This window comes from Pyxidicoccus xibeiensis (assembly GCF_024198175.1).
In the GTDB taxonomy this organism is placed as follows: domain Bacteria; phylum Myxococcota; class Myxococcia; order Myxococcales; family Myxococcaceae; genus Myxococcus; species Myxococcus xibeiensis.
Genome location: NZ_JAJVKV010000009.1, coordinates 59,498 through 79,877, shown reverse-complemented (window position 1 = coordinate 79,877; position 20,380 = coordinate 59,498). Strand labels below are relative to the sequence as shown.

The window sequence follows — 20,380 nt, the reverse complement described above, 5'->3', positions numbered from 1 at the left end:
CCCGGGCGGGCCTCTTCATTTCAGAGTGGAGCTAATCGGGATCGAACCGATGACCTCTTGAATGCCATTCAAGCGCTCTCCCAGCTGAGCTATAGCCCCGTCTTGTGCTGCTGACCGCCTTGGGGAGCGGCCCGACGTCGAAAGCGGGTGCCTTCTACCGCTTCTTTCCGCCCTGCGCCACAACTGTTTGTGGCTTCGTGGCGTTTTTTCCAACCTTCAACCGCTCAGCGACCTCTTCCCCTTCCCGGAGGATGTCGGTCAGCTCGCGGGCGTGGGCCTCGGCCGCCTGCTCGGCCGCCTCCACCGCCTTGAGCACCGAGGCGAAGCCGGCCGGCAGCTCCAGCTTGCCCTTCTGGACCTGGCGCCACACCACCTCGCCCAGCTCCTTCAGCGCCTTCTCCTTGTGGTCCTTCAACACGGTGACGCGAGCATTCGCCCGAGCCAGGTCCGTGTTGCGCTCCACCGCTTCGCGCAGCTGGGCCAGCCGGGCCTGGGCCGCCTGGAAGGCCTCGTTGATCTGCTTCACCACCTCGGACTGCTTCGGATCGGCCGCCACGTGGGTGAACCCCTTGGAGAATCCGACAGTTGCGTAGCGTGCGGCCTCGGCGACTGTCAACCCTGCCCTGACTTGCGCAGCCGGGCCGCGAAGAAGCCGCCCCCCGGCACCCGGGGAGGCAGCGCCCGGAGGTATGGCCCCTCGGCCGCCAGCGCCGCCCGTTCCGCTCCCAGCACGTCTCCCACCGGCTCCAGCGTGAAGTCCGGGTGCTTCGCCAGGAAGCCCTCCACCACCGCCTCGTCCTCCTCCGGCATCACCGAGCAGGTGGCATAGACGACGAGGGCCCCGGGCTTCGCCTGACGGGCGACCTCGTCGAGCAGCTCGGACTGGGTGGTCTGGTACTTGGAGATCTCCTGCGCGGTGAGCTTCCACTTCTGGTCCGGCTCGCGCGCCAGCGAGCCCGTGCCGCTGCACGGCGCGTCGATGAGCAGCACGTCCGCCTCGGACAGCGGCAGCGGATGGGGGAAGGCCACCTGGCGCAGGGAGAAGTGGCGCACCCGCTCGCGCGCCTCGGCCAGCCGGCGCCGGGAGCGGTCTCCCGCGAGCACCTTGCCGGTGGGCCCCACGAAGTCCGCCAGCGCCAGCGTCTTCCCACCCGCGCCCGCGCACACGTCCGCCACGGTGAGCCCCGCCAGCGAGCCGCCCGCGGGCCGGCACATCTCGGTGATGAGCTGGCTGCCCACGTCCTGGACCTGGAGCTTCCCGGACTTCATCACCTTCGTCTCGAAGATGCGGTGGCTGGCATCCACCACGCGCACCGCGTCCGGAGCCGCCGCCACCGCCTCCGCGGCAACGCCCTCCTCCGCCAGCGCGGCCAGCACCGCGTCGCGCGTGCCCGGAGGCCGCACGCGGAAGTGCAGCCCGGGCTCCTCGTCGAGCGAGGCCAGCAGCCCTTCCAGCACGGGTTCCGGGTACACCTGCGCCAGCCGGTTCACCAGCCAGTTGGGGAACGAGTAGCGCATCGCCAGGCGCTCGGCGGTGGACTCCGGCAGGGGCGCCTCCGGCAACGGGGCCTCCACCAAGGTCTGGAGCAGGTCGTCCTTGATGGTGCGGGGGCGCACCGGGCCGGGCAGCCGCACCTCCGGGCCGATGCGCGTCCAGCCCTCGCCGCAGAAGACGCGCCGCCACAGGGCGTAGCGCACCAGGGCCTGGTCCTCCGTCATCACCAGCTTGCCGGGCGGATGCCCCAGCAGGCGCGCCGCCAGGTCCAGGAGCCGCTGGTGCCGGGACAGCTCCCGGACGGCCAGGGCGGTGAAGCGCCGCTCCTGTCCGCCCAGCCCCTCCGCCTCGCGCAGGGCGTCCGCCAGCGCGGCCTTCAGCGGCTCGCCCCGCAGTACGGAGATGTGCGCCTGCAGCGCCGCCGTCGCCGCCCGCCGGGACGGACGCCCCAGGCGCGCCGCATCCAGCGGGGTGGAAGGCCACACGGAGTCCACGGGGAGTTTCCTAACCTTTCAACGGCAGGGTGACGGCCAGACACCCCTCGCGGGTGCGGACCTCGGGCGCCGGTCCGGCCCCGATGAAGAGGTAGCAGGGCGCGATGTGCCGCTCGCCCTGCACCTCCACCCCACCCTCTACCAGAAGCACGCCTTCGCGGCCCTGGCCATGAACCCGCCACGCAAAGCCGCTGCCCGGCGCCAGCCGCACCCAGCGGGGCGCGGCCTCCGACTCCGGCCCCGTGGACGCCACCCGGACTCCAGCGGAGAGCTCCGTCCAGGCCGCTTCCGGAGGCAGCACCCGTGCGGTGGCGAGGCGCTCGACCTCCTTGCGCAGCGCGAGGAAGCGCTCCCCGAGGCCGACGATGTCGTCCAGCTGGAACGGCTTGACCAGCACCGCGTCCGGCTCGTGGGGCCGCAGCGTCCGGGCGACCTCCTCGGGCGCGGCGGCGCTGACGATGGCCACCGCCTGCTGCCGCCTGCGCGCGGCCTCCAGTACGCTGCGTCCACCCTGCTCGTGGTTGCCGATGCGCAGGTCGGTGATGACCAGGTCGAACCGCTCTGCGGCCAGGGTCGCCAGGGCCTCGGCCTCTGCACCCACCGCCCGCACGTCCGCCAGCTCACCGATGATCTCGGCCATGCCTTCCCGGAGGCTCGCGTCGTCCTCGACCAGCAGCACCTTCATTACGGGAAGCCTCCGCCAGCCCAGAACGGACCTGTTGTCCTCACCGGACCCAGGCAGCGCCAGCACGGTCACCCCCGCCGGTCTGCCTGTTTCGGATGTGGCCCTCCCCGGACTCGAACCGGGACGCGGGGTCAGCCGCAGCGGATTTTGAGTCCGCCTCGTCTACCAATTTCGACAGAGGGCCGCTTGTTGCAGGAACAGCCAGACGTATACCGCGACCGTCGGCTACATGCATCCGAAGATTGCGGTGCCGCACGCACATCGCTAAGAGGGGCCCCCCATGTACAACCTTCTCATTTCCCTCGGCGTGGGTCTCGTGGTCGCGCTGCTGGTGAAGCTGGCCGGCTTCTCCCTCTGGGCCGGCCTCATCCCCGGGATCATCGCGGCGCTCGGCACCTTCATCCTCCTGGCCCGGCGGGTGGCAAGCCGCGTCCAGGCCCTGATGACCGTGGTCCAGCAGGACCTCCAGACACAGCCGACCAGCCAGAAGGACGCCCAGACGCGGGTGGACCGGGCGGTGAAGACGCTGGAGAAAGGGCTCGTCTACGACAAGTGGCAGTTCCTGGTCGGCCCGGAGATCCACGCGCAGATCGGCATGCTGAAGTACATGGTGAAGGACCTGGACGGCGCGAAGGCCGCCTTCGACAAGGCCAGCGGCCGCAACTACATGGCCAAGGCCATGCAGGGCGCCCTGTACTACCAGCGCAAGGACTTCCCCGCGATGAAGGCCGCCTTCGAGGCCGCCGTGAAGACGGGCAAGAAGGAGTCCATCGTCTGGGCCGTGTACGCCTGGTGCCTCCTGCAGAACAAGGAGAAGGACGACGCACTGCGGGTGCTCGCACGCGGCGTGGAGGAGAACCCCAAGGACGAGAAGCTCAAGGGGAGCCTCGCGCAGTTGCAGAACGACAAGCGGCTGAAGATGAAGCCGTATGAGCCCATGTGGTGGCAGTTCGGCCTGGAGGCGCCTCCCACCATGCCCCCCATGGGCGGTGGCCGTCGCATGCAGTTCGTTACCCGACGCTGATCCCCCGCGCGCGGCCGCCTTCCGTCTGCCCGCGCACGGGAATTCCTACCGGGAATTTCAAACCGACGCTGGAACGTCTTCCGACCCGTTAAAACTGCGGGACGGAAAGGGCACGCAACCGCCCGAAAACACTCTGGCGGCCCCGTCAAGTCGCGGGGCATGCAGCTTGCTCCAGGGCCATGCGCGCGCCAGGCGGGGATGCGGACCCGCCGCGTGGAGGCGAACGGGCTTGGCAGCCGGAGGTCTCGGGTGAAGGTTGCGGGAGTTGGCGGGTGCTTGCAGGACCGGGTGGCGGCGGATGCGCGTGGGGCGCAAGGGCGGAGGGAGCACTCGGAAGGGCGTGGCACCCGAGACTTTCGGCCTGCCATTTCGCAGCAGCCGAGCGAAGCGGAGTGGTGCATGGAACGGCGTGGCCGGACCTCGGAGCGATCCCTGCTGCTCATCATCGAGGATGACGCGGGCGTCCGGGAGAGCCTCACGGACCTGCTGGCGTCACGCTTCGACGTACTCGCGGCCGAGGACGCGGACGCCGGGGTGGAGCTGGCGCGCGAGCATCGGCCGGACCTCGTCCTGCTGGACAGGTTCCTGCCCAGCGGGGATGGGCTGGCGGTCCTCGAGACGCTGCAGCGCGAGCCGCGCACGGAGGCCGTGCCGATCATCTTCCTGACTGGGGACGCGGACGAGGCCACCCTGGAGAAGTGTCTGGAGATGGGCGCGGTTGACTTCATCCACAAGCCGGCGAGCGCCCGCGAGCTGCTGGCGCGCATCGACAGGGCGCTGCGCCAGAGCGAGCAGCAGCGCCGGCTCCAGATTCTGGCGCAGACGGACGCGCTCACCGGGCTGGCCAACTTCCGGGCGCTCACGGTGCGGCTGGAGGAGGAGTTCCGCCGGGCGCACCGCTACCAGTACCCGCTGAGCGTGGTGGTCATCGACCTGGACCACCTCAAGGCCATCAACGACGGCATGGGGCACGACGTGGGCAACCGCGCCATCCTCGCCCTGGCGTCGCAGCTCAAGCGGGAGCTGCGCGAGTCGGACTTCGCGGCCCGCTTCGGCGGGGACGAGTTCGTGGCGCTGCTGCCGCACCAGACGGCGCTGGAGGCAGCCGTGTTCGCCGAGCGCATCCGTACCGGGCTGCGCAGCGTGGGCGTGCAGAAGAGCGACGGCCGCCCTGCCCCCTTCGGGCTGAGCGTGAGCGTGGGCATCGCCGACCATACGTTGGAAGGACCGAAGGAGGATCCGGACGCGCTGATGAAGGCGGCGGACGCGGCCCTCTATGAGGCGAAGCGAGAGGGGCGGGATCGGGTGGTGGTGTACGGCCGGCCGGTGCTCTCCCCGCCAGTGCAGCGGCACTGAGTGAGGCGCGGTGAGGCAGGCAACGGCGGGGCAGCGAGGGCGCGGATGATGCTGGGCAACAGCAACAGGCTGGCGAGCGGTTCGAGGGTTGCAATCGTCGGGGGCGGCATCGCCGGGGCGGGGCTGGCGGCCTCACTCCTCTTCAACGGGCGGGCGCGCGGGCTGACGCTGGACGTGCGCGTGTACGCGGGCGGCATGTCGGAGCGCACGGCGCCGCCGGCGGTGCTGACGCCGGAGTGCCGCTCGCGCCTGGCCGCGCTGGGCTGCCGCATTCCCCTGGAGTGGCGCGCGCACGAACTGCGAGGCGTGGAGATCATCGCCGAAGGCCGCCGGGAGCTGCTCTCCGCCGCGCCCGGAGGCCTGTGGGTGGTGGACGGCTGGCCCAATGGCGAGGGCGGGCTGGCGCAGGTGCGCGACGTGCTGGCCACCGCGGCGAGCGCCCAGGGCGCCCGCTTCCTCACGCGTCATGTGGAGCGGGTGGAGCGGCAGGCCCCCGCCCCGGACGCTCCTGCCTCGGTGCGCGGGGCCGGGCCGCTGGTGGTCCGGGCGCAGGGCAGCGGTGACCGCTTCCATGCGGTGGCCCTGGCGGCGGGCGCGGGTCCGCTGATGGGTGATGCCTTCTTCAAGGGCTTCCGGCCGGCGCCCACGGTGGCGGCGGTGCAGGCGAGGCTGCGGCACGCGTCTCCCCGGCTGGAGCTGGCACCGCTGGCGCGGCTGTGGATTGCCCCGCTGCCGACGGTGGACGGGCTGTTCCTGCTGCCCGGGGCGGGCTCGGTGTACGCGCTCGCCTTTGGCCCGGCGGTGACTCCGGCGGACCTGTGCCAGGCGCTGATGATGGCGGCGCGGGACGGGCTGGTGGAGGAAGGCTTCGAGCTGGCGGCGCTGGAGACGACGCGCCTGCCCTACGGGCCTGGCCGGACGCTGGTGGCCCCGGGCCAGGTGGCGGTGGGGCCGGCGGCCTTCGGCCATCCGCTGCAGGTGGGCCTGTCGGAGACGCTGGCCTCGTGCAGCCGGGCGGCGGTGGCCCTGCTCGACGGCGGGCTGGAGGCGCCCGCGCTGGAGCGCCGGTACGTGCGCGAGGGCCTGGGCGAGCTGATGGAGGACGCAGCGGCCGGCGCGCGGTCGGTGACGTGGCTGCGCCGCGCGGGACGGCGGGCGCCGGCGGCCTTCGTCGCGGCGAAGGGCCGGCGGGCGTCCGGGGGCATCTACGGCGGCGGCGTGCTGGGCATGAGCGCGCCCACGCCCACGGCGCTGCTGGGGGCGGCGCGGTGGGCCGGCCTGCGCGAGGTGGTGGGCTCGTGGGTGCGGTCGACGATGGAGCCGGTGCCCACGGTGGTGCCCGAGCTGGAGCCCGACCTGTACTACGTGGTCGATGATGATCCGGACGCTCGCGAGGCGCTGACGGCGCTGCTGGAGAGCACGGGCGCGAAGGTGGTGGCGTTCGCCGACGAGCTGGCGCTGTTCTGCGCGGTGGCGCGGCGGCCGCCCACGGCCATCCTGCTGGACGTGGTGCTGCACTGGGTGGACGGCCTACGGCTGGCCGAGGGACTGAAGCAGCACCCCCTCACGCGCGGCACGCGGGTGTTCGTGATGAGCGGCCTCAACCGGCCCCACGTGCGTCAGCGCGCGCTGGACGCAGGGGCCGAGGCCTTCCTGCCCAAGCCCGTGGATCCGGACCGCCTGCTGCGGCTCCTCACGGGCCGCGCGCCCGCGCACCTCGAGGTGGACGCACCCGCGCACCCGGCCCAGGACACGCACGAGGTGGGCTCGGACCGCTACGCGTCCTGAATCCTGAATCGCGCGGCGTTTCCCAAGCCAGGGCACCTCCCGGGCTCGGTGGCGGTGGGGATGGCGCGGACCCTCCCCGAGCCGTGCTCAGCGCGGCGAGACAGGGAGGCGCAGGGCTTCGTACGGCGTTGGCACGAACACGGCGCCGGGCTCCTTGCGGAACCAGGTGAGCTGGCGCTTGGCGTAGCGGCGGGTCTCCTGCGCGGTGTCGTGGATGGCCTCCTCCACGGTCATCCGCCCTTCGACCACCGCACGGGCCTGCACGTAGCCGACGCTGCGCATGGGCGCGGCGTCCGCGTAGCCGCGGGCCAGCAGCTCGCGCGTCTCCTTGACCAGGCCGCGTGAGAACAGGGCCTCCGTGCGCGCGTTGATGCGCGGGTAGAGGTCCTCGCGCGGCGGGTCCAGCACGTACAGCCGGAAGGCATACCGGTCCGGCGCGAAGGAGTGGGCCTTGCGGAACTCCGAGGCGGGCACGCCCGTCTGGGCGTGGATCTCCAGCGCGCGGATGATCCGGACCAGGTCCTGCGGGGGCAGCTTCGCCGCCGTCTCCGGGTCCACCTGCGCGAGCCGGCGATGGACGACCTCACGCCCCTCTGCCGAGGCCAGCGCCTCCAGCTCCGCGCGCAGCTCGGGGAGCGCGCCAGGGGCGTCCACCACGCCGTGCAGCAGCACGCGCATGTACAGGCCGGTGCCTCCCACCACGAACACGGGGCGCCCGCGTGCGGTGATGTCGGCGATGGCCGCGTCCGCACGCCGTTGGTACTCGGCGGCGGAGAAGGCCTCCAGCGGGTCGACGAAGGAGACCAGGTGGTGCGGCACCGCGGCCAGCTCCTCGGCCGAGGGCTTCGCGGTGCCGATGTCGAAGTGCCGGTACACCTGCTGCGAGTCCGCGCTGACAATCTCGCCGCCGGCCCGCTGGGCCAGCTCGACAGCGAGCGCCGTCTTCCCGGACGCGGTGGGCCCGGCAATCACCGTCAACATCGGCCCGCCCTCAGTCATGTGTAGCGGCCTCCAATGCGTCCCGGACCACCTGGGCCGCGGACGCGTCTCGCGCGAACACCAGCCGCACCGGGGGCACCTCCGACAGCATCCGCCCCGCCGCCGCGAGCAGCCCGCCCCGCCCCGTCGCCGAGGCCTCCGGCAGCAGCGCATTGAGCAACAGCATCCGCCCCACCTCGCCCGCCGACTGGGATTCCCATCGCGAGCCTGTGTCCCACGCCAGCGTCCCCACCGCCACCAAACTGGCCTCCACGGGCAGCCCCACGTTCCACGGAGTCCCCGCCGCGCGCCAGGTGAAGCCGCGAGTCGTGCTGACGGCAGAGCTCGCGGTCGCCGGGTTCCGCGATGCCGCACTGGCGCCAGGCCCCGACGTACCCTCCGGCCACACGGCCACCAGCTCATCGGACAGCAGCGTCTCACCGGCCCCCGCCCACAGCCCTCCCAGGGTGCTCTTCCCTGCCCCCGAGTGCCCCACGAACAGCGCGGCGTGGCCCTGGTGCGCCAGCGCCACGCCGTGCACCAGCAGCCCCCCACGCCGGGCGAGCTCCGTCGCCAGCATCACCTTGAGCACCGTCTCCACCGGAAAGCGCCCCTGCCCCACCACCGTGGCGCGCAGTCCCTCCGCGGAGAGCGTCGCGGAGTAGTCCTCGCCCTCCAGCCGCAGCCCTCCTTCCGGAGCGCGCTGCACGCGGGGCAGCTCGCGCACGTCGGGCGCGGGCCGGGGCACCTGGGGCGCGATGACCTCCAGCCGGGCCACCGCTTCACTTCCAGGCGCCACGGAGACCATGAACCGGGAGAACATCCGCCGCAGCGAGTCTCGCAGGCCCGCGTCGGTCGTCTCCACCGCCACCGTCCAGCCGGCGATCCTCACGCACAGGCCGGTGGCCACCGGGGTGCCGTCGGCGTCGCCAGGACCATCGGGACCGGACGTGCCGGTGCCCGGGTGGCTCAGGGGATGCACTCCGACTCACCCGGGATGTTGCACTGGGAGATCTGCGCCAGCGCCACGAAGGGCTGCTCCCACAGGATGGCGGGCGCCTCGTAGCGCGCACGCGTCCTGGAAGGGGCCGCCTGGGTGGCATCCGGCGCCTGGGGCCGGGCTGGCGTGGAGGCAGGGACGTTTCTCACGGGAAGGGTACCGGGAATGCGCAGATGCGTCCGTCTTCCGAGCCCACATGCAGGCGGCTCACGGTGTGGTCGATGGTCGGGGTCCCGATGCGCTGCGCGCCTCCAATCGAGACCTGCCGCGAGTCAGCGCCACTGGTCAGCTCGAGCTGGTGCACGCGCCCATCCGAGCTGCCCACGTAGATGCGGGCCACTCCATCACGATTGAGGGAGAACACGCCGGACGGGTTCGCGATGGGCGTGCTCCACCGCAGCGTCGGCTGGGTGCCGGCGGCACCGGTGACATCGTAGAACTCCACCCGGCCCGCGGCGATGCTGGCCACGAAGCCCGCGCCCTGCGGGCGCACGAAGCTGGTGAACGCGGGCGTGCTCGGCGCCGGACGCGTGGCGATGGCCATGCTCCACGCAGGCTGCGTCGTCGCCACGTCGATGGCGTGGACGGTACCGGCGCTGTTGGTCGCGTAGACCTGATTGCTCACCGCGTTCTTCACCAGACTCAACTCGATATCGCCGACAGGGCGCCGCGCAACTTCTACGCCATTCAACGTGTTCACGATGCGAAGCGAGTCCGTGGACCCCGCGTGGGTCATCGAGCCGATGAAGAGGCGGTTGGTCGGATAGTCCACCAGCATGCCGCCACTCACCATGCCGAGGTTGCCCGGCTGGTACCTCCACACCACCGCGCCGGTGGCGGCATTCAGGGCCACCACCTGGTTCAGCGCGGGATTGGCCAGCCGTGTCGCGAAGAACACCAGGTCGCGGCCGGGATGCGCCGCCTGGTACGCCGCATTGGCGAAGTCGTGGAGCTGGGTGACGGGGAAGGACTGGATGGTGCCGATGGGCGTGCCGCCATTGTCCCAGCGCCACAGCACGGCTCCGGTGGCGGCGTTGATGGCATACGCGACGCCGGCCTGGTCCCCCACGAGGATGTACTGGCCGGGCAGGCCGCGCAGCGGCACCACCGGGAAGCGGCTGCCGATGAGGCCCGACAGCGGGAGCGGCCGCCATCGCTCGGCGCCGTCCTGGGACGGGTTGCTCACCTGCGTGAGGTTCGCCACCACCGAGTCGTTGAAGGAGCTGTAGATGCCCACGCCCAGCTCGGTGATGGGCTGCTGCAGCGCGGACAGGCCCACCGAGTAGCACCACAGCGGCGCGCTGCCGACGCGCGCCCGTGGGGTGGCGAGGAGCGTCGCCGACGTGGGCTGGTTGCCGGCGGAGTACCTGCGCACCTCGTCCGCGTTGTGCACGCGGTAGTAGTACGTGGTGCCGTTGGTGACTGTGGTGTCCGTGAAGGACGTCGCGGAGCTGAACGTGTCAGCGTAGACGACGGTGGCATTGCCCAGCGTGGCCCCCGCCGCGTAGCGCAGGCCCGGCGTGGGCGCGAGGTTCGGGGCCGCGCCCACGGCCCGGAGAATCAGGACGCCGTCATGCTGCGCCGGGTTGTCCCACGTCAGCGTCACGCTGGCATCGCGAGCCACGGCCGTCAGGCGCGCCACCTCCGGCGCGGTGCCCATCAGCAGCGTCACCGGCGCCTCGACGCGGATGGGGGGCAGCTCGTAGTCGTCGAGCAGGTGCATCCGATGACGGAACGACGTGGGCGCGGTGAGCGACGTGCCAGTGCCGAAGTTCGTGTACCGCACCGAGAAGGACTGCTCCCCTCCCTGCGGAATGCCCGGGTCCGCGAACCAGGAGATGCCGTTGACGTCGTTGATGAACTGGGTCCAACCCGCGGGTGCCACCGGGTTGGTCGGCTGGGCGAAGTAGTTGGCCGTGGGCCGCAGGAGCTGGACCTGGATGATGGGCCGCGGTCCCCGGTTCTGCACGGTGTAGACCACCGTCCGGTTCGTGGAGTTGGCCGCCATCGCCTCCGCGCTGATCCTCACCCGCTGCAGGACGACCTGGCCGCGCTCCGAGCGCACGAGGCTCGACGTCACCGCGCTGCCTCCGCGCGTGGCATCCACCTGGCCCGTGAAGCGGTAGTCCGCTCGCGCCACTCCGGAGACCTGGTAGCGCCAGACGAAGTGCGCGGAGGCGCCCGGACCGAGCCGGGGAACGCTCGCGGGGCTGGGGCCCGACTGGAGCGTGAGTTCCGCCGTCCCCTCGAAGCCGGGCGTGCGCGGCGCCACGTTGAGGAAGGTGTCCGTGGTGGACGGGTTGGTGACGGTCATCCGCACCTGCACCGTCTCCCCGGTGAAGGCCTGGGTGGAGTCCACGTCGAGCGCCGCCGGGAGCACTCCCACGTTCACCATCTTCGTCTCTGCCACCCTGGAGGTGATGGTGGCAGCGGCATTGGTGCCACGCACCTGGGCCTCCAGGGTGCCGCCCGACGTCGTGCGGACGCGCGCGGCCAGGACGCCCGCGCTCCGCCGCTCAATGTCCGCCTGGAAGTCGGTCGGCTCCACGCCCACCACCGTGAAGGCGACGCCACCCGAGCCGGTGGTGGGGCCCTCGGCGGTGATGTCGGCGCGCACCGTGCCGGACGCGGTGCGGTTCTCCATGACGATGCGGGCCTCGATGTCCCCGCCGACGCCCAGGACTCGCGGCATCACGGAGACATGCGTGGCCAGGCTGTGGCGCACCCACGATGACGGAGTGCCCAGCGTGGCCGCGAAGGTCCCGCCCGAGCACTGGTTCCTCGCGATGGTTCCTCCGGTCCCCGTGGCGAAGTTGTCCGTCGTGATGTCCACGCCATTGGTGTTGGCGGCGGGAATCATCCGGAGGGTGAAGCGCACCGGCACGTTGAAGCCCAGGCCGAAGGGACCGGAGCCCATGCAGTCGACCCCGAGGTGGAAGACGAACTGCCGCAGCCCCATGTTGTAGGCGACGCTCCATCCCGTGGGCGCCGACGTCTCCAACGGGACGTAGCCGTTGGGCAGGGTGAACTCGACCTGGTTGAGGGGCTGGTAGTTGCCCGAGGTGGTCCGGGTCATGTTCCGAACCTCGACGGTCAGCTCGGAGACCTCGTCCATGGTGACGCGCGCCCGCGTCTCTCCGGGCTCCAGGACCTGCGTGACGGTGAAGGAGCGGTTGTTGGTCTGCGCCAGCGCCAGCGCCGGCAGCAGGACGGCGCAGAGCACCGCGAGACGGGTGTTGCAGAGACTCATGGCGGAGGGCCTCACGTCACGGCTCCAGGGTGAAGGCGACCGAGGTCATCGGCTCGCCGTCGAGGAAGAAGTGCGCCTGCCACGTCCCGCTCATGCCGGAGGTGGCCACTGTGGTGCCGGCCACCGGGAGCGCGAAGCGCAGCGTGCGCGGCACGTCGGGCCGCAGCTCCACCGCCGTCGCCCGGCGCTCGTACGGATGACCCGAGGGAGGGATGAACTCCACGCTCACCGAGCGCTTCCCCCGGAGGCCCTCCATCGTCACGTCCACGTCCACGTGGGACACCGAGGACAGCCCCCGGGCGCCCTCCTCCAGCCCGACGACCGCCGCGCGCGCCGTCACGGGCGGAGGCGCGGGAGGCGGCTCGGGCTCCACGCCTGCCGCGGGAGGCGGCGTCGCCGTCGCGGCGCCGGGCACACCGCCCAGCACGTCGGTGGGCGACACAGGGGCTGGCGCTTCCGGCTCCACCCTGGGGGTGAAGGCGGAGCCGCCCTCCGTACACGCGGACAGCAGCAGCGCCGCCATGAGGAACGACCTGCGTGCTCCCATCACCGCACCTCCAGAAGCTCGTCGATGAGGCCCAGCCGGGCCAGGTCCGAGAGGAACCGCAGCGTGTCCGCCAGCGCCTGCTCGGTGTCGATGGAATAGTCCCGGGCCACCTGCTCCGCCACGGCGCGTGCCGTGCGGATGCCATCACACAGCCCCCAGACGTGGACCGCCGTCGCGTTGAGGCCGCGCAGCGTGCGCCCCTCCGCGTCCAGCACGATGTAGTCCTCGCCGAAGCGCTGGCCTGACACGCCCTGACGCGGCACGGGAACGCTCGAGGCGGCGAAGCCATTCGCAGCGGGCGCGCTCATGAGCGCCCTCCCCTTCCCAGCAGCGCCGCCAGCCTCCACTTCACCGCCACGCGCCAGCGCCCCAGGCGCCACGGCCCCTGGTCCCACCCCGCCTCCAGCACCGCGCCACCGCGCCGCACCCGGCGCACATGGCCCAGCACCCGCGAGCACGGCAGCAGCGGATCCTCCGCGGGCGAGTTGTCCCCGCGCAGCACCACCGCGCCCGCCTCACAGCGCCGCACGCGGTGCAGCACCAGGGCATGGTCGAAGCGCGCGAGGACGACGTCGCCAGGCCGAGGCTCGCGCTCCAGCGGCTCCACGCCCGCCAGGTCTCCCGCGCGCAGCGACGGCCACATGCTGTCCCCGCGAACGGGAATCCAGCTCAGCGTCGCGGACACAGTGGGGGTGGAAGACTCGCGCAACATCGTAAGCTGAGAGTCTACCCCAGCCTCCCGGTCACCGCGAGTTCACTCCACCCCATTCCCCCTGACTTTCCCAGGGGTTACACGCCTGCTTGCCTTTTGTTGCTCTTACAAGGAGTGCGCGGATTTCCCGAAACCTCCCGTTCCGTCACTGGGGAACGGGAGGGCTCGAAAGCGCGCCGGATCCTCAGGCCGGGCCAGCGCCGCCCGCCGGGCCGGAGGCCAGCCGGGCGCGGACCGTCTTCGCCACGTCGTCCAGGGCCACGGGGATGGGCTCGCCGCCGGCCATGGGCTTGAGCTTCGCCTGACCGGAGGTGCGCTCCGCCTCGCCGAGGACGAGGGTGAAGTGGGCGCTGCTCTTGTCCGCGCGCTTCATCTGGCTCTTGAGGCTGCCGCCACGCGTGTCGAACTCCACGCGCAGCCCCTCGCGGCGCAGGCGGCTGGCCAGCGTCAGGGCCGCGTCCTGCGAGCCCTCGTCCGCCACGGCCACGAACAGGTCGGGCGTCGCGCTGTACTTGCGACCGCTCTCCTTGAGCAGCAGCACCAGCCGGTCCAACCCCATGGCGAAGCCCACGGCGGGCACGTCCGGGCCGCCCAGGCCCTTCATCATCTTGTCGTACCGGCCGCCGCCGCCCACGGTGCTGGCGGTGCCCAGCGCGGGGTGCGCGGCGATGAACTCGAAGACGGTGCGCGTGTAGTAGTCCAGGCCCCGCACCATGCGCGGGTTCACCACGTACCGGATGCCCAGCGCCGTCAGCTTGCGCTGCAGGTCCTCGAAGTGCGTGCGGCACGGCTCACACAGGAACTCGAGCACGTTGGGCCCTGCGGCGGCCACGGCCTGGCACTTCTCGTTCTTGCAGTCGAGCACGCGCAGCGGGTTGGTCTCCATGCGCCGCTGGCAGTCCCCGCACAGCTCCTCGCGGTGGGCCTGGAGGTACTCCACCAGCTTCGCGTGGTACGCGGGCCGGCACGCCTCGTCCCCCAGCGAGTTGAGGTTGAGCGAGACGTCCTTCAGCTCCAGCGCGCCCAGGAACTGCACCACCATGTCCATCATCTCGGCGTCCTGGGCGGCCTCCCTCGCGCCGTAGGCCTCCGCGCCGATTTGATAGAACTGGCGGTAGCGGCCCGTCTTCATCCGCTCGTAGCGGAACATGGGCCCCATGTAGAACCAGCGGGTGACGGGCTCCTGGTTGCTGATGGCGTGCTCGATGTACGCGCGCGCCGCGGGCGCCGTGCCCTCCGGACGCAGGGACAGGCTGCGCTCCGCCTTGTCCAGGAACGTGTACATCTCCTTGCCGACGATGTCCGTCTCCTCGCCCACGCTGCGCACGAAGAGCGCGGTGTCCTCCACCATGGGCGTGCGCACCTCGCCGTAGCCGAACCGGCCGAACAGCTCGCGCGCCTGGCCCTCCACGTGCTGCCAGATCTCGATCTCCCCGGGGAGGAGGTCGTTCATGCCCTTCACGCCGGAGATCTTCTGACTCACGAAATCACTCCAATGCGCTTGCCCAGGCGCACCACCGCCTCCTCCTGGAGGCTGTCGTCCCACGTCACGCGCTTGGGCTCGAACAGCAGGATGACGGTGGAGCCCATCTCGAAGCGGCCCAGCTCGCCGCCCTTCTCCACCTCGAAGCCCGCGTCGTACTTGTGCACCTTGCCGGGCTTGCCCGCGTGCGTGAGCACCTCGTCGTACGACGCCTTGATGCGCGACACGCACGTGGCGCCGACCTTCACCACGGCGCACTTGCCCGCCACCGTGTCCAGGTACGTCACCAGCCGCTCGTTGACGCAGAACAGGGACTGCTTGTTCTTCACCGACGCGGGGTTCACCGGCCAGAACTCACCGGGGATGTACGCGTAGCCGGTAATCGTCCCGCCCAGGGGCGCGTGGATGCGGTGGTAGTCGCGCGGGGACAGGTAGATGGTCGTCCAGGCGCCGCCGTGGAACGGCTTCGCGGCCTCCTTGTCGCCCAGCAGCTCGTCCACCGTGTACTCGATGCCCTTGGCCTGCAGGCAGCGGCCCAGGTCCGAGTAGCCCACCTGGGACACGCGGCCATCCACCGGGGACACCACCACCTTCTCCCCCGGGTCGATGGGGCGCAGGCCCGGCTTGAGGCCGCGGGTGAAGAACTCCGCGAAGGTGGGGTAGCGCTCGAAGGAGTGCTCGGCCTCCTCCATGTCCACGTTGTACGCCTTGGCGAAGGCGCGCATCGCGGCCCGGTGCACGGGCGCCGGCACGGGCAGGCGCGTGGCCATGCCCACCGCCGTGGAGAGGGCGGACTTGGGGAGCAGCTGCATCAACTTCATGAAGGTCTGGTCGTTCATTCGGCTTTTCGCCCGAGGCGGGAGTCGGATGGGTTGCCGCGCACGGACGGACGCCCGGCGCGGCGGGGGGCTGACTCTTAACGGCCGGCGTCCGCCGGCGCGGGCCGTGGCGCCGTACCCCCGTCGGCCGTCACCTGGACGGTCCGCACGGCGCTCTTCGGTAACAGCGTCAGGACCCGTCCCTCTTCGATGAGGAGGATGACGTCCCCATGCCCGGGGTACTCCAGGCGGCACGCCGTGCGGTCGGCCAGCTCCCACGTCTCGCGCATGCCCCGCCCCTCCACGTCGATGGGCGGCCCGCGCCGGAAGCAGCCCCGGAAGCCGGCCACCAGCTCGGACGCCAGGGTGCCTGCCTGGGGACCCGTCAGCCCGGCGTCCGGAGGCCCGGCGTCCGGCACCTCGCGAGGCCCCGGGGGGGCGGGTGGCGTCAGGGTCGGCATGGACGTCCCCGCGGGCACCTCGCGCGCGGTGGCGACGGCGTCCTGGCGGGCCTTGAGGTCCGCCTGCATGCGGGAGCGGCCCTGCTGGATGCGCTGGAGCAGATCCCGGGCCCCCTCGGCGTCCAGGCTGTCCGCCGGCACGCGCTGGAGCTGGGCTTCAATCTCCCCCATCTGCGGGTCCAGGTAGGCGGCATCCAGCTGCTTCGCGTAGAGCTCGCGGAAGCGGCGCGCCGCCTCCTCGTACTCGGCGGAGGGGCCGGACTGGCGGCGGCAGGCCGTGGGCGCCAGCGCCAGCAGCAGGGCGAAGGCAATGCCCGCGAGGGGCCGGAGGGACACTCGAAGGACCGGGGTACGCACGGCACGGGTTTATTTCATTTCCCCGCGCCTGTGCCGACTTTTGTGCCCGCGGCACGCCGCCCGTGCCCGGGCCTCGACTCCCGGCCTACACCCCGAGGAACAGGCGCTTGCCGAAGTTGAGTGCCAGGTCCGCGTCGAAGATCTTCTGGGCGGACGTCTCGATGTCGTACTCCACCCGGACGTACTCCACCGTGCGCGCGTCGGTGTCGCAGATGACGAAGCAGGCCCGGTTGTCGTAGTCGCGCGGCTGGCCCACGCTGCCCACGGAGATGATGTACTTGTAACCCTTCCGGATGCCGAACTTCTGGGCCACCACGTCGTTCACCTCGCCATTGCCGATGGCGAACGCGCGGCACAGGTGGCTGTGCCCGATGAACGTCACCTCCGGCAGCTCCGCCACGTACGGCGTCAGCTCCCGCGCCTGCTCCAGCGCGAAGATGTACTCGTACGCCTTCGGGTCAATCGGTGAGCCATGGCAGAAGCCCACGTCGCCAATCCGGTACGTGTACGGCAGGCTGCGCAGCCACACCATGTTCTCGTCCGACAGGACGTTGGCGGACCAGTCCAGCGCGTGGCGGGCGGCGTCGTAGTAGTACGAGTAGTCCATCCGCCCGGCGACCGCCGCGTCGTGGTTGCCCAGCAGCGTCACCTCGGCCACCGAGCGCACCAGGTCGCAGCAGGGGTTGGGAGACGCCCCGTACCCGACGATGTCCCCCAGCGACACGAAGCGGTCCACCTTCTGGTGCTCGGCGACGCGGAGCACCTCGGAGAGCGCCTCGATGTTGGAGTGGATGTCGGAGATGACCGCGATGCGCATGAGGGGCCTCGGTTCGGGGGCGCGGGCTCAGCCGGCCCAGCCGACCTTCACCTGGTTCTTCTGCTGCTGAGAGATCATCTGACGGAGCCGTCCCAATGTTTCGCCATCCAGGGACTCGAAGCGCAACCCCATGCCGGGCGGGAAGGCCCGCTCCTCTTCCTCCCGGAGCCATACCACCGTGGCCTTGGCGTGGATCTCCGGATCACCGCCGGGCGTCAGCCGGACAACGGCCTGCGCCCCGCAGGCGAGCGGCGTGCTGGTGCGGAGGAAGAGTCCGCCTTCGCTGAGGTTGGAGATGCGCGCGTAGAGGGTGACGTTGTCACCCTCGCACCAGCAGCGGAGCTGGGTGGGGATCCGCGTGTGCTTTCGGTTATCGCTCAACCCGCGTCCTTGTTCTTCCGGCACCTGGAGCAACAGCCTAGGGACGGCCTGAATCGACCGTCAAGTTATGGGTAGGAGTAGACCCCACCCGGAGGCTGCCCTCAGCGCTCCAGCGGGCCCAGGTCGTCGAAGTGGGTCAGCTTGCGGAACTCGGCGAAGCGGGCGTGGATCTCCGGCCGCGTCACCTCGCGCAGCCGCTCCAGGCTGAACTTCTCCACGGTGAAGGACGCCATGACGCTGCCCATCACCATGGCCCGGCGGAGGACGGCCTCGTCCACGGTGCCGGAGGCCGCCGTGGCCAGCGCGCCCATGAAGCCACCCGCGAAGGTGTCCCCTGCCCCGGTGGGGTCGAAGACCTCGGCCAGCGGGTAGGCCGGGCAGGCGAAGATGTGCTCGCGGTCGAAGAGGAGCGCGCCGTACTCACCGCGCTTGATGACCACGCGCTGGGGCCCCATGCCGAGGATGGCCCGGGCCGCCTTCACCACGTTGTGCTCCCCGGCCAGCTGCCGCGCCTCCGCGTCGTTGACGAAGAGCAGGTTCACCCGCTTGAGGGTGTTGAGCAGCGCCGCCCGGCTGCCCTTGATCCAGAAGTTCATCGTGTCCGCGGCCACCAGCTTCGGGGCGCGCACCTGGTCCAGCACCTGCGCCTGGAGCTCCGGGTGGATGTTGCCCAGGAAGACGTAGGGCGTGTCCCTGTAGGCCTCCGGCAGCTTGGGGGAGAAGGACTGGAAGACGTTGAGCTGGGTGTCCAGCGTCTGCGCCTCGTTCAGCTCGTAGCCGTAGCGGCCGCTCCAGCGGAACGTACGCCCGGACTCCCGGGTGAGCCCCTCCAGGTCGATGCCCCGCCCGCGCAGGAAGTTGAGGTGCGCCTCCGGGAAGTCCTCGCCCACCACCGCGACGACGCGCGCGGGCGTGAAGAACGACGCGGACGTGGAGAAGTACGTGGCGGAGCCGCCGAGGATGTCCTCCTTGCGACCGAAGGGGGTTTCCACCGAGTCCAGAGCGACGGAGCCAACGACGAGGAGGGACATGCGAGCTTCCTGGAAATGCCGTGAGGGGGCACGGCGCTCCCCGGGAACCCCGTGCCGATGCCGGGTACGTGGTTTCCCGTCCTGCGTCAAGCGTCGACCGGGAGGGTGGCGGCGGCTCAGGGGGTCGGTACGCCCGTGGCCGTGAGGATGGCCTTGAGGTCGTCGTCGGTGAAGAAGAGGCCACCGCCCACGAAGAAGTCGCGTCCGGCGATCAGCCGCTGTGTCGCCAGGTCTCTCTGCTGGGCGTTGAGGATGTCATCCATGCCCGCCACCACGAACAGGTGGTCGAACGCCTGCGCCCTGAGGGTGGCCCGCACCCGGGGGTAGCGCAGCTCGTCCGCCGCGAAGTTGAAGGCGTCCAGCTTCAGCGTCAGCGCGTCCTCGAACAGGTGCAGGTCGCCGCCCACGCCGCCGGTGGACTCGATGAGGCCCACGCGCAGCGTGGTGAAGTACCAGCGCTTGGCGAACTGGAGGGAGATCTTCAGGCTCTCCTCGGTCACCTTCTGCGTCTGGATGACCGGGTCGCCCTCGGAGGGCGGGTTGGTCTGCACCACCTGCGTGGACACGGTGCCGCGCGGGTCGTCCACCAGCTCCAGCAGGTAGTACTTGTCCGGCTTGGGGATGAGGCGCACGGACAGCAGGTTCTTCGAGCGGCCCTGGGCGGCCAGATAGGTGCTCTGGATGCCCACCTCCGTCTGGAGGTCGGTCAGCTTGGAGGCGAAGCGGGCCACGTCCTGCACCGTCTCGCGCACCTCGCGGCCCACGCTCTCGTCGGCCAGCAGCACGCCCGCGGCGCCCTCGCCGTCGCGCACCTTGCGGGTGATCTCCTCGAGGTTGCCGAGCGTCTTGTCCAGCTTGCTCATCGTCTCCTTCAGGCTGGCGACGGTCTCCTTCACGTCACCCTCGCCCGTTCCGACGATGTTCTTCACGCTCGCCAGCACCTCGCGCACGTCGCGGGTGATGAACTCGATGTTGTCGACGATGCGCGACACGTCCGCCGAGTTGTTCCGGGTGATGCCGCGCACGTCCTCGGAGATGCCCTCCACGTTGCCGACGATGATGTCCAGCCGGTCCGCGTTGCGGCGCACCGTGGCGTCCACCGAGTCCGACAGGCGCACCAGGTTCTCCACGATGCGCTGGAGCGAGCCGGCCCCCTTCTCCCCTCCCAGCACCTCGCGCAGCGCGCCCGTCACCTGCTGGATGTCCGCGGTGATCTGCGACAGCGACTCGAAGACGGCCTCCATGCCGGCCGTGTCGATGACGCGGCGGATCTGCCCGCCGTTCTCGAGATTTGGCGCGCTCTCCGTCCCGGGGTTCAGGTCCAGGAGGTAGTCGCCCAGCAGCGACTCGGAGCGCTTGGTGATGACGGCGTCTTCCCGCAGGTCCACGTCGTTGCGGATCTTCAGGAACACCTTGGCGCGCGTGCCCTCCAGCGTGATCGCGTCGATCTCCCCGACGGGGATGCCGGCGATCTGCACCCGGCCCCGCACGGCGAGCCCCGACGCGTCGCGGAAGTACGCCCACACCTGAAGCGACTCACTGTCGCTCAATCCGCCCTTGCGGGCGAAGAGGACGAAGGTGATGAGAAAGGCCCCCGCGGCGATGACCAGCAGGCCAACACGGAAGGGCGTGACGAGCTTCTTCACCTGATGTGACTCCGAGGGCTACCGGCCGGGCGCGACTCTAACGTTTTGCATTCGGAG

General features: G+C 71.0%; 20 protein-coding genes and 2 tRNA genes. 3 read left to right on the top strand and 19 right to left on the bottom strand.

Annotated elements, in window-relative coordinates:
• Positions 1–26 precede the first annotated feature (26 nt).
• From LXT23_RS33235 to LXT23_RS33215, 5 genes are all read right to left on the bottom strand, one after another.
• A tRNA-Ala gene (locus LXT23_RS33235) sits at positions 27–99 on the bottom strand.
• A gap of 55 nt (positions 100–154) precedes the next feature.
• Entirely contained in the window at positions 155–556 is a 402-nt protein-coding gene (locus tag LXT23_RS33230) for a hypothetical protein (RefSeq protein ID WP_253984402.1), read from the bottom strand.
• 56 nt (positions 557–612) lie between these two features.
• Positions 613–1,947 (bottom strand): RsmB/NOP family class I SAM-dependent RNA methyltransferase, encoded by a 1,335-nt coding sequence (locus tag LXT23_RS33225; RefSeq protein WP_256561412.1) that lies wholly within the window; start codon positions 1,945–1,947, stop codon positions 613–615.
• A gap of 52 nt (positions 1,948–1,999) precedes the next feature.
• Entirely contained in the window at positions 2,000–2,674 is a 675-nt protein-coding gene (locus LXT23_RS33220; RefSeq protein WP_253984400.1) for a response regulator, read from the bottom strand.
• Between the two features lie 98 nt (positions 2,675–2,772).
• Positions 2,773–2,858, bottom strand: a tRNA-Leu gene (locus LXT23_RS33215).
• Positions 2,859–2,954: 96 nt separating this feature from the next.
• Here LXT23_RS33215 and LXT23_RS33210 point away from each other — a divergent pair.
• The 3 genes from LXT23_RS33210 to LXT23_RS33200 all read left to right on the top strand — a co-directional run bounded on the left by LXT23_RS33210 (position 2,955) and on the right by LXT23_RS33200 (position 6,842).
• Positions 2,955–3,698, top strand: coding sequence for a tetratricopeptide repeat protein (locus tag LXT23_RS33210; protein ID WP_253984399.1), 744 nt, complete (start codon positions 2,955–2,957; stop codon positions 3,696–3,698).
• A 399-nt stretch (positions 3,699–4,097) separates the two neighbouring features.
• The gene (locus LXT23_RS33205; protein WP_253984398.1) at positions 4,098–5,054 is read left to right on the top strand and encodes a GGDEF domain-containing protein; all 957 of its coding nucleotides are present in this window, start codon (positions 4,098–4,100) and stop codon (positions 5,052–5,054) included.
• A gap of 45 nt (positions 5,055–5,099) precedes the next feature.
• Positions 5,100–6,842 (top strand): response regulator, encoded by a 1,743-nt coding sequence (locus LXT23_RS33200; protein ID WP_253984397.1) that lies wholly within the window; start codon positions 5,100–5,102, stop codon positions 6,840–6,842.
• 87 nt (positions 6,843–6,929) lie between these two features.
• On the opposite strand, the gene miaA is transcribed toward LXT23_RS33200, so the two are convergent.
• The 14 genes from miaA to LXT23_RS33130 form a co-directional block, all read right to left on the bottom strand.
• Complete coding sequence (gene miaA / locus LXT23_RS33195; protein WP_253984396.1) at positions 6,930–7,841, bottom strand: tRNA (adenosine(37)-N6)-dimethylallyltransferase MiaA; 912 nt, start codon at positions 7,839–7,841, stop codon at positions 6,930–6,932.
• Complete coding sequence (locus LXT23_RS33190; RefSeq protein ID WP_253984395.1) at positions 7,834–8,802, bottom strand: hypothetical protein; 969 nt, start codon at positions 8,800–8,802, stop codon at positions 7,834–7,836. Before LXT23_RS33190 ends, miaA begins: the two co-directional genes overlap by 8 nt.
• Complete coding sequence (locus LXT23_RS33185; RefSeq protein ID WP_253984394.1) at positions 8,790–8,969, bottom strand: hypothetical protein; 180 nt, start codon at positions 8,967–8,969, stop codon at positions 8,790–8,792. The genes LXT23_RS33190 and LXT23_RS33185 overlap by 13 nt, the downstream gene beginning before the upstream one ends.
• Positions 8,966–12,070: an outer membrane protein assembly factor BamB family protein gene (locus tag LXT23_RS33180; RefSeq protein ID WP_253984393.1), complete on the bottom strand. Its 3,105-nt coding sequence runs from the start codon at positions 12,068–12,070 to the stop codon at positions 8,966–8,968. The genes LXT23_RS33185 and LXT23_RS33180 overlap by 4 nt, the downstream gene beginning before the upstream one ends.
• 16 nt (positions 12,071–12,086) lie before the next feature.
• Positions 12,087–12,617: a hypothetical protein gene (locus tag LXT23_RS33175; RefSeq protein ID WP_253984392.1), complete on the bottom strand. Its 531-nt coding sequence runs from the start codon at positions 12,615–12,617 to the stop codon at positions 12,087–12,089.
• The gene (locus LXT23_RS33170) at positions 12,617–12,925 is read right to left on the bottom strand and encodes a PqqD family protein (protein ID WP_253984391.1); all 309 of its coding nucleotides are present in this window, start codon (positions 12,923–12,925) and stop codon (positions 12,617–12,619) included. Before LXT23_RS33170 ends, LXT23_RS33175 begins: the two co-directional genes overlap by 1 nt.
• On the bottom strand, positions 12,922–13,329 hold the full coding sequence (locus LXT23_RS33165) for a S24 family peptidase (protein WP_253984390.1): 408 nt from the start codon (positions 13,327–13,329) through the stop codon (positions 12,922–12,924). Before LXT23_RS33165 ends, LXT23_RS33170 begins: the two co-directional genes overlap by 4 nt.
• Before the next feature lie 184 nt (positions 13,330–13,513).
• Positions 13,514–14,812, bottom strand: coding sequence for a histidine--tRNA ligase (gene hisS, locus LXT23_RS33160; RefSeq protein ID WP_253984389.1), 1,299 nt, complete (start codon positions 14,810–14,812; stop codon positions 13,514–13,516).
• Positions 14,809–15,651, bottom strand: coding sequence for an archaetidylserine decarboxylase (gene asd / locus LXT23_RS33155; protein WP_253984388.1), 843 nt, complete (start codon positions 15,649–15,651; stop codon positions 14,809–14,811). Before asd ends, hisS begins: the two co-directional genes overlap by 4 nt.
• A 77-nt stretch (positions 15,652–15,728) precedes the next feature.
• On the bottom strand, positions 15,729–16,427 hold the full coding sequence (locus LXT23_RS33150; RefSeq protein ID WP_253984387.1) for a hypothetical protein: 699 nt from the start codon (positions 16,425–16,427) through the stop codon (positions 15,729–15,731).
• A gap of 106 nt (positions 16,428–16,533) precedes the next feature.
• The gene (locus LXT23_RS33145) at positions 16,534–17,265 is read right to left on the bottom strand and encodes a metallophosphoesterase family protein (RefSeq protein WP_253984386.1); all 732 of its coding nucleotides are present in this window, start codon (positions 17,263–17,265) and stop codon (positions 16,534–16,536) included.
• A gap of 27 nt (positions 17,266–17,292) precedes the next feature.
• Positions 17,293–17,646 carry a TIGR02266 family protein gene (locus LXT23_RS33140; RefSeq protein WP_253984385.1) on the bottom strand — a complete coding sequence of 118 codons (354 nt, stop codon included), beginning with the start codon at positions 17,644–17,646 and terminating at the stop codon, positions 17,293–17,295.
• Between the two features lie 101 nt (positions 17,647–17,747).
• Positions 17,748–18,677 carry a PfkB family carbohydrate kinase gene (locus tag LXT23_RS33135; protein WP_253984384.1) on the bottom strand — a complete coding sequence of 310 codons (930 nt, stop codon included), beginning with the start codon at positions 18,675–18,677 and terminating at the stop codon, positions 17,748–17,750.
• Between the two features lie 116 nt (positions 18,678–18,793).
• Positions 18,794–20,323 carry an MlaD family protein gene (locus tag LXT23_RS33130; RefSeq protein ID WP_253984383.1) on the bottom strand — a complete coding sequence of 510 codons (1,530 nt, stop codon included), beginning with the start codon at positions 20,321–20,323 and terminating at the stop codon, positions 18,794–18,796.
• Positions 20,324–20,380: the final 57 nt, after the last annotated feature.